At 73.2% G+C, this 6,916-nt stretch carries 8 protein-coding genes; 4 read left to right on the top strand and 4 right to left on the bottom strand.

The genetic code is table 11. The features are described from left to right. Positions 1-308: 308 nt before the first annotated feature. A complete protein-coding gene (tyrS, locus tag V6U89_RS23555) occupies positions 309-1,592 on the bottom strand; it encodes a tyrosine--tRNA ligase (protein WP_334573518.1) in 1,284 nt (427 codons plus the stop codon). 106 nt (positions 1,593-1,698) lie between these two features. Between tyrS and V6U89_RS23550 the strand changes: the two genes are divergently transcribed. From V6U89_RS23550 to V6U89_RS23535, 4 genes are all read left to right on the top strand, one after another. Next, positions 1,699-2,082, top strand: a complete 384-nt coding sequence (locus V6U89_RS23550) for a PaaI family thioesterase (protein WP_172894699.1) — start codon at positions 1,699-1,701, stop codon at positions 2,080-2,082. Positions 2,083-2,169: 87 nt separating this feature from the next. Further along, positions 2,170-3,396, top strand: coding sequence for an NRAMP family divalent metal transporter (locus V6U89_RS23545; protein ID WP_334573500.1), 1,227 nt, complete (start codon positions 2,170-2,172; stop codon positions 3,394-3,396). Beyond that, complete coding sequence (locus V6U89_RS23540) at positions 3,393-3,773, top strand: hypothetical protein (protein WP_334573499.1); 381 nt, start codon at positions 3,393-3,395, stop codon at positions 3,771-3,773. Before V6U89_RS23545 ends, V6U89_RS23540 begins: the two co-directional genes overlap by 4 nt. Further along, positions 3,760-4,071, top strand: coding sequence for a PRC-barrel domain containing protein (locus tag V6U89_RS23535; protein ID WP_334573498.1), 312 nt, complete (start codon positions 3,760-3,762; stop codon positions 4,069-4,071). Before V6U89_RS23540 ends, V6U89_RS23535 begins: the two co-directional genes overlap by 14 nt. Before the next feature lie 163 nt (positions 4,072-4,234). Here V6U89_RS23535 and V6U89_RS23530 read toward each other — a convergent pair whose 3' ends face one another. From V6U89_RS23530 to V6U89_RS23520, 3 genes are all read right to left on the bottom strand, one after another. After that, entirely contained in the window at positions 4,235-5,563 is a 1,329-nt protein-coding gene (locus V6U89_RS23530) for a hemolysin family protein (RefSeq protein WP_334573497.1), read from the bottom strand. Between the two features lie 112 nt (positions 5,564-5,675). After that, on the bottom strand, positions 5,676-6,308 hold the full coding sequence (locus V6U89_RS23525) for a hypothetical protein (protein WP_334573496.1): 633 nt from the start codon (positions 6,306-6,308) through the stop codon (positions 5,676-5,678). A gap of 10 nt (positions 6,309-6,318) precedes the next feature. Beyond that, positions 6,319-6,822, bottom strand: a complete 504-nt coding sequence (locus tag V6U89_RS23520) for a GNAT family N-acetyltransferase (RefSeq protein ID WP_334573495.1) — start codon at positions 6,820-6,822, stop codon at positions 6,319-6,321. Positions 6,823-6,916 lie beyond the last annotated feature (94 nt).

Genomic DNA, 6,916 nt, shown 5'->3' with positions numbered 1-6,916 from the left:
CCGCCCCACCAAATCCGCCTCGCAGCGTCTTCGGGGCACCGCCCGGTCCAAGCTCACATGGGACTCAACCCATCCGACCCCGGCATCATTCCCACACCCCCCACCGGCTTTCGCAAACCATCAGGGGAGCCGGTCCAGGCTCGTACCGGAAGACAACCCGGCCGACCCCCGAACCATTCCCGCGCTCCGGCCTAACAGACCTTTCGCCTGTTTCGTCCGTTCCGCGCTGGCAGAGAGAAAGTTACGCGCCCGGCGAGTTGATCGTCAACTCGGCCGGACGCGTCCCCCGTCACACCATCAAGCGGCGACTATCCGCGCAGCTCAACCCCCGCGAACGACCGCTTGCCGCGGCGCAGCACCAGGTACCGGCCGTGCAGCAGGTCCTCCGGCGCGACCGTCGCGTCCACCTCGGTCACCCGGGTGTTGTTGACGTAGGCGCCGCCCTCGGCGATCACCCGCCTCGCCTCCTTGAGACTCGGCACCAGCCCGGAGTCGCGCAGCAGCCCGGCCACGTCGGGCAGCTCGTCCAGATGGACCAGGCCGGCCTCGGTCAGCGCGGCCCGCAGCGTCTCGGGCGTCAGCTCGTCGAGCGACCCCCGGCCGAAGAGCGCCTGGCTGGCGGCCACGGCCTGGGCCATCTCCCGCTCGCCGTGCACCAGGGTGGTCAGCTCCTCCGCGAGGGCCCGCTGGGCCGACCGGGCGGCCGGCCGCTCGGCGGTCTCCTTCTCCAGCGCCTCGATCTCCGCACGGGAGCGGAAGCTGAAGTAGCGCAGGTAGCGGGTGACGTCCCGGTCGTCGGCGTTCACCCAGAACTGGTAGAAGGCGTACGGGCTGGTCATCTCGGGGTCGAGCCAGACCGCCCCGCCCTCGGTCTTGCCGAACTTCGTCCCGTCGGACCGGGTCACCAGCGGGGTGGTGAAGGCCTCCACCGGGCCGGCGCCCCGGCGCCGCACGTAGTCGACGCCGGCGGTGATGTTGCCCCACTGGTCCGAGCCGCCGTACTGGAGCTGGCAGCCGTGCCGGCGGTGCAGTTCGAAGAAGTCGTTGGCCTGGAGCAGCTGGTAGCTGAACTCGGTGAAGCTGATGCCGGTCTCCAGCCGCGCCCGGACCACCTCCCGGGCGAGCATCTTGTTCACCGGGAAGTGCTTGCCGACGTCCCGGAGGAACTCGACCACCGACATCTCGCCGGTCCAGTCCAGGTTGTTGACCAGTTGCGCCGCGTTCTCCCCGGTGTACGACACGAAGGGGGAAAGCTGGTCGCGGATGCGCTGGACCCAACCGTGGACCACCTCCGGCGGGTTGAGCGTCCGCTCGGCGCTCTCCTTCGGGTCGCCGATCTGCCCGGTCGCCCCGCCGACCAGCAGCAGCGGGCGGTGGCCGGCGAGCTGGAGCCGACGGGCGGTGACGACCTGCATGAGGTGGCCGACGTGCAGGCTGGGCGCGGTCGGATCGAAGCCCACATAGAAGGTGGCGCTCCCGCCGTCGAGCAGCTCGCGCAGCTCGTCGAGGCCGGTCGAGTCCTGGATCAGGCCCCGCCACCGCAGGTCTTCGGTCAGGGAGTCCCGCCCGTGCGGGAGGTTGCTGTCGGTCACGGTCACCGATTCTCCCCCATGCCGGGCACCGGACCGTACCGGGTTTGCTCGTTCCGGCGGTTGGCTAGGCTGGCGGCTCCGCGAATCGAGGAGGAACGTCGTGGAGATGCCGGACCTGACGGGCGGGCTGGTCGCCCTGCTCGGGCTGAAGCTGGACGAGGTCGGCCCGGACCGGGTGGTCATCCGCTGGGAGGTCCGCCCCGAACTGCACCAGCCGTTCGGCATCCAGCACGGCGGCGTGTACTGCGCGGTGGTGGAGACGGCGGCGAGCGTCGGCGGGTCGATCTGGCTCGGCGGGCGCGGGACCGTGGTCGGCGTGTCCAACCAGACGGACTTCCTCCGCGCGGTCCGCGACGGCGAGCTGACCGCCGTCGGCACGCCGGTGCACCGGGGTCGCAGCCAGCAGCTCTGGCAGGTGGAGATCACCGACGGGGAGGGCCGGCTGGTCTCGCGCGGCCAGGTCCGCCTGCAGAACCTCACCGCCGGCTGACCGACCGGGCCTGCCCGGTTTGCCGGGAAAGCGGGTCCGCGCGCCGCTATCGTCGGCCTCGATGACGCCGGCCGACGCGTACCCGAGGTGAAGAAGCTGCTGGCCGCCACGCTCGGCGTGCTGTCGGCCGTCGGCGGCTTCGTCGACATCGGCGACCTCGTGGCGGCGAGCCAGGCGGGCGCCCGCTTCGGCATGGGGCACGCCTGGGTGCTGGTGGCCGGGGTGATCGGCATCTGCGCGTACGCGGAGATGGCCGGCCGGATCGCGGCGGTGAGCGGCCGGGCGGTGTTCGACCTGGTCCGGGAGCGGCTCGGGCCGCGCGTCGCGCTGCTCAACCTGGTCGCCTCCTACCTGGTCACGGTGCTCACCCTGGCCGCCGAGCTGGGTGGGGTGGCGCTCGCGCTGCAGCTGGCCTCCCGGGTGAGCTATCTGCTGTGGGTGCCGGTGGCCGCGTTCGGGGTCTGGCTGGTGCTGTGGCGGATGCGCTTCCAGCTGATGGAGCGGGTCTTCGGGCTGGCCGGGTTGGCCCTGGTGGTGTTCGCGGTGGCGCTGTTCCGGCTGCCGACCGACTGGGGCGCGCTGGCCCGGGGCGCGCTGCACCCCGGCGCCGCCGGGCAGGGCTGGGCGGCGTACTGGTTCGTGGCGGTGGCGCTGTTCGCCTCCACGGTCAGCCCGTACGAGGTGTTCTTCTTCTCCTCGGGCGGGGTGGAGGAGAAGTGGAGTGCCGCGGATCTGGCCGACGCCCGGACGAGCGTGCTGGTGGGCTTCCCCGTGGGCGGGTTCCTCGCCCTGTCGCTGGTCGCCACCGCCGCGGTGGTCTTCCACCCGACCGGGACCACGCTGTCGACGCTGGACCAGGTGGCCGCGCCGGTGGTCATCGCCTTCGGCGGGGTGGGGCTGGCGATCGCCGCGCTGGCGTTCTTCGCGGTCACCTTCGGCGCCGCGCTGGAAACGGGGCTGTCGGCGGCGTACGCGGCGGCGCAGTACTTCGGCTGGCAGTGGGGCAAGCGGGTCAGCCCCCGGGACGCGGCCCGCTTCCACAGCGTGCTGCTGGTCAGCGTGCTGCTCGGGGTGCTGGTGCTGTTCACCTCGGTCGACCCGGTGCGGCTGACCGAGTACATGCTGGTGGTCAGCGCGGTGGCCCTGCCGCTGACGTACCTGCCGATCCTGATCGTCGCCAACGACCGGACGTACCTGGGCGACCGGGTCAACGGGCCGCTGCTGAACCTGCTCGGCGCGGTTTTCCTGGTGGTGATCGTGGCGGCGTCGGTGGCCGCGATCCCGCTCGCCGTCACGACGGGGATGGGCCGATGAGGCTCCAGGTCGGTCGGCAGCTGCTGGATCGGCAGATCGTGGACCGCGACGGCTGGCTGGTCGGCAAGGTCGACGACGTGGAGTTCGCCGTCGACGCCGACGGGTACCCGTGCGTGGCCTTCCTGCTCGCCGGCCAGGCGGCGCTCGCCCGGCGGATCGGCGGGCGGACCGGCCGGTTCCTGGTCGCGGTCGCCGACCGGCTGGCCGACGACCCGCCCGTGCGGCCGCTGCGGATCCCGTTCGCCCAGGTCGCCCGGATCGACAGCGCGGTACGACTGCGCACCCGCGCGGACGAGCTGCCCCGGCCGCCGGCGGAGGCCTGGCTGCGCCGGCACCTGATCGACCGGATTCCCGGAGCCGACCGTGCGAGCGGGTGAGCTGCTCGGCCGCGCCGCGTACGACCTGCACGGCCGGCGGCTCGGCCGGGTGGTGGACGTGGTGGTGCGCGGGGGCTTCCCGGACGGCCGGCTGCGGCTGACCGACGTGATCGTCACCCGGCACTGGTGGAGCCGGGTGGTGGGGCGGTTGATCGGGGCGGAGCGGCACCCGTCGGGGCCGTGGGCGATCCGGGTGGTGGCGCGGGCGCTGAGCCGCAGCAGCCGGCAGCTCCCCGCCGACCAGGTGCAGCTCCTGCCGCCGGTGCCCGGCTTCCCCTTCGGCGACCCGGGATCCTGAGCCGGTCCGACCGGGCCCGGCCCACGCGCGGCGGCGGTCGCCCGCTCTCCACCGTGTCGCCCGGCCGACGTGCTCGCGCGGCCCGACCGACGCCCGCTCCCCGCCGTGCCGCCGGCCGGCGCGGACGGCCGGCCCGCCGGTGGCCGCCCGGCAGCCGGTCGGGTCAGCTGCGAGCCTCGTCCAGGAGCTGCTCCTCCTGGTCGGTGCTCTCGTCGGCGGGCGGGGCGACGCGGCGCAGCCGAACCTGGGTGATCGCGCGGTGGTCGATCGCGCACACCTCCAGAACCCAGGCGTCGATGGTGACGCTCTCCCCCGCGACGGTGGGAATGTGCCCGAGGCAGGCCAGCACCATGCCGGCGACGGTGGTGTAGTCGCCGGCCGGGCGGGCCGGCACCTCGACACCGATGTCCGGCAGGTCGTGCACGGGAAAGGTGCCCGGCAGCAGCAGCGCCCCGTCGGCCTCGGTGCGCACCGAACGGACGTCCCGGTCGGTCTCGTCGTAGATCTCCCCGACGATCTCCTCGAGGATGTCCTCCAGGGTGACGATCCCGTCGACGGCGCCGCGCTCGTCCACCACCAGGGCGATGTGCTGCCGCTCCGCCTTGAACTGGCGCAGCGCGTCCACCACCGGCAGCGAGTCGGGCAGCAGCATCGGTGGGCGGGCGCACTCGTCGACCGGGCGGTCGTCGGGGACGCCGACCAGGTCACGAAGGTGGATCACGCCGGCCGCGTCGTCCAGGCCGCCGTGCCGGACCACCGGGGCCCGGGAGTGGCCGGTGGCGGCCAGCAGCAGCCGGGCGGCCTCCGCGGTGGTCCCGCTGTCGAGCGTGAAGACCTGCAACCGGGGTACGAGGACCGCCCGGAGCTGCCGGTCGGCGATCTCCACCGCGCCGGCGATGATGGTGCGCTGCTCCTTGGTGAAGCCGTGGTTGCCGGCGACGATGTCGCGCAGCTCGTCCGGGCCGATCTCCTCGGGCTCGTGCTTCGGGTTGAGCCCGACCAGGCGTACCACCAGGTCACTGGTGGCGCCGAGGGCCCAGACGGCCGGCCGGGTGAGGGTGGCCAGCAGGTCCAGCGGGCGGGCCACCAGCAGCGCCCACCGCTCGGCGGACTGCATGGCGATCCGCTTCGGCGCCAGCTCGCCGAAGACCAGGGTGACGAAGGTCAGCGCCAGGGTGACCACCACGATGGCGACCGTCTCGGCGGCGCCGCCGAAGAACCCGAGCAGCGGCACCAGGGGCTTGGCCAGCGAGACCGCCGCGGCGGCGGAGGCGAGGAAACCGGCCAGCGTGATGCCGATCTGGATGGTGGCGAGGAACCGGTTCGGGTCCTTGGCGAGGCGGGCCAGCACCTGCCCGGCCCGGCTGGCGCGTTCCAGCCGCTGCACCTGGCTGTCGCGCAGCGACACCAGCGCCATCTCGCTGCCCGCGAAGATCGCGTTCAGGACCACCAGGACTCCGACCAGGGCCAGTTGGCTCCAGTAGCTCTGCACGCCCGGTTCTCTCCCTCACGTGACCGACGCCGCCGTACGGAGGACCCGGCCGGCGTAGGCCTGTCAGTGCCCAGCGCGGGCCCGGGTGAATCCTCTCCGGGCGGGCCCGGACCTACGCCGGGGTGGAGGTCGGCAGGTCCAGCACGTACGAGCCGCCCTCGGGGCGGAAGCCGAGCCGGTGGTAGTAGGGGGCGACCATGCCGGGCGGGCTGACCACCCGGCGGAAGCCCCGGTCGGTGAAGAGGCTGCTGCGGCGGTAGACGAACTCCCCCGGGGTGAAGTCGCGGAACCGCTGGGTGACGTAGTCCAGGTCGATCTGGGCCACCCCGTCGGGCTCGGCGTGCGAGAGCACCACGCCGACCACCTCGTCGGCGCGCACCACCAGGAACGCCGACCGCTCGTCGGCGGGCGCCGCCCACCGGAAGTCGGGGTTGAACCGGGTGATGTCGGCGGCATGCACCCGCAGCGTGTGCGCCAGGAACTGGTCGTCCACACCCACCTCGACCACCTGGTAGGTCTCCTCGTCGTGCCGGGTGGCGAGCATCTTCCGCAGGTACCACACGTTGATCACGGCGAGCACCACGTTCAGGCCCACCATCGGCCACACGTGCACGGCGGCGTTGTAGCCGATGAGGATCAGGCAGCCGACGAGGTTGAGCGCGCGCAGCCGCAGGATGCGCGTCTGCAGCAGGGACCAGACCAGCAGCGCGGAGCCGGCCCAGCCGACGAGTTCCAGCCAGTTCACCCCGGGGACACTAGTGGTTGCGCTGGTCAGCCGCCTCGGCGGGCAGCTCCAGCACCCATTCCTCCACCTCCGTGCCGCGGCCGGCGGCGTACCCGGAGTCCTCGCCGACCACGACGAAGCCGCACTTGTGCAGCACGGCGAGGGAGGCGCGGTTGTCCTTGGCGGCGCGGGCGTGCACCGGCCGCTGCGGCAGCTCGCGCAGCAGCGCGGCGAGCGCGGCGGTGGCGTACCCCCGGCCCCAGCGGGTCGGGTCGATCCAGTAGCTGACCTCGGTGCGCTCCTCGACCGGGAAGGCGCTCACGTATCCCACCACCTCGTCGGCGACGGTGACGGCGCGGAGCACGATCCGCGGGTCGGCGCGGATCCGCGCCCAGTGCGCGTCGAAGGCCGCCCGGTCGGTCGGGTCGGCGGGGCCGAAGGCGGCCATCCAGTTCGCCAGCGGATCCTGCTGGTGGCCGAAGAGCACGGGCAGGTCGTCGTCGCGCACCGGGCGCAGCTGGAGGTCGACGGTCACGCCCCCGGACGATACGCACCCCCTCCGACACCCCCACCCCGCCCGCCCCCCGCCCGCCCTGCGGGGCGGCACTTTCACGGAAAGCGTGGCTGTT

Source organism: Micromonospora sp. CPCC 206171 (genome assembly GCF_036906755.1).
GTDB lineage: Bacteria > Actinomycetota > Actinomycetes > Mycobacteriales > Micromonosporaceae > Micromonospora > Micromonospora purpureochromogenes.
The sequence above is the reverse complement of the archived record's forward strand: the minus strand, read 5'-3'. Positions and strand labels throughout refer to the sequence as shown.

What these genes read in the sequence shown, in the direction of transcription:
- V6U89_RS23550 (WP_172894699.1), top strand. Translation starts at nt 1,699, where the DNA reads ATGCCGGACCTGACGGGCGGGCTGGTCGCCCTGCTCGGGCTGAAGCTG.
- V6U89_RS23540 (WP_334573499.1), top strand. Translation starts at nt 3,393, where the DNA reads ATGAGGCTCCAGGTCGGTCGGCAGCTGCTGGATCGGCAGATCGTGGAC.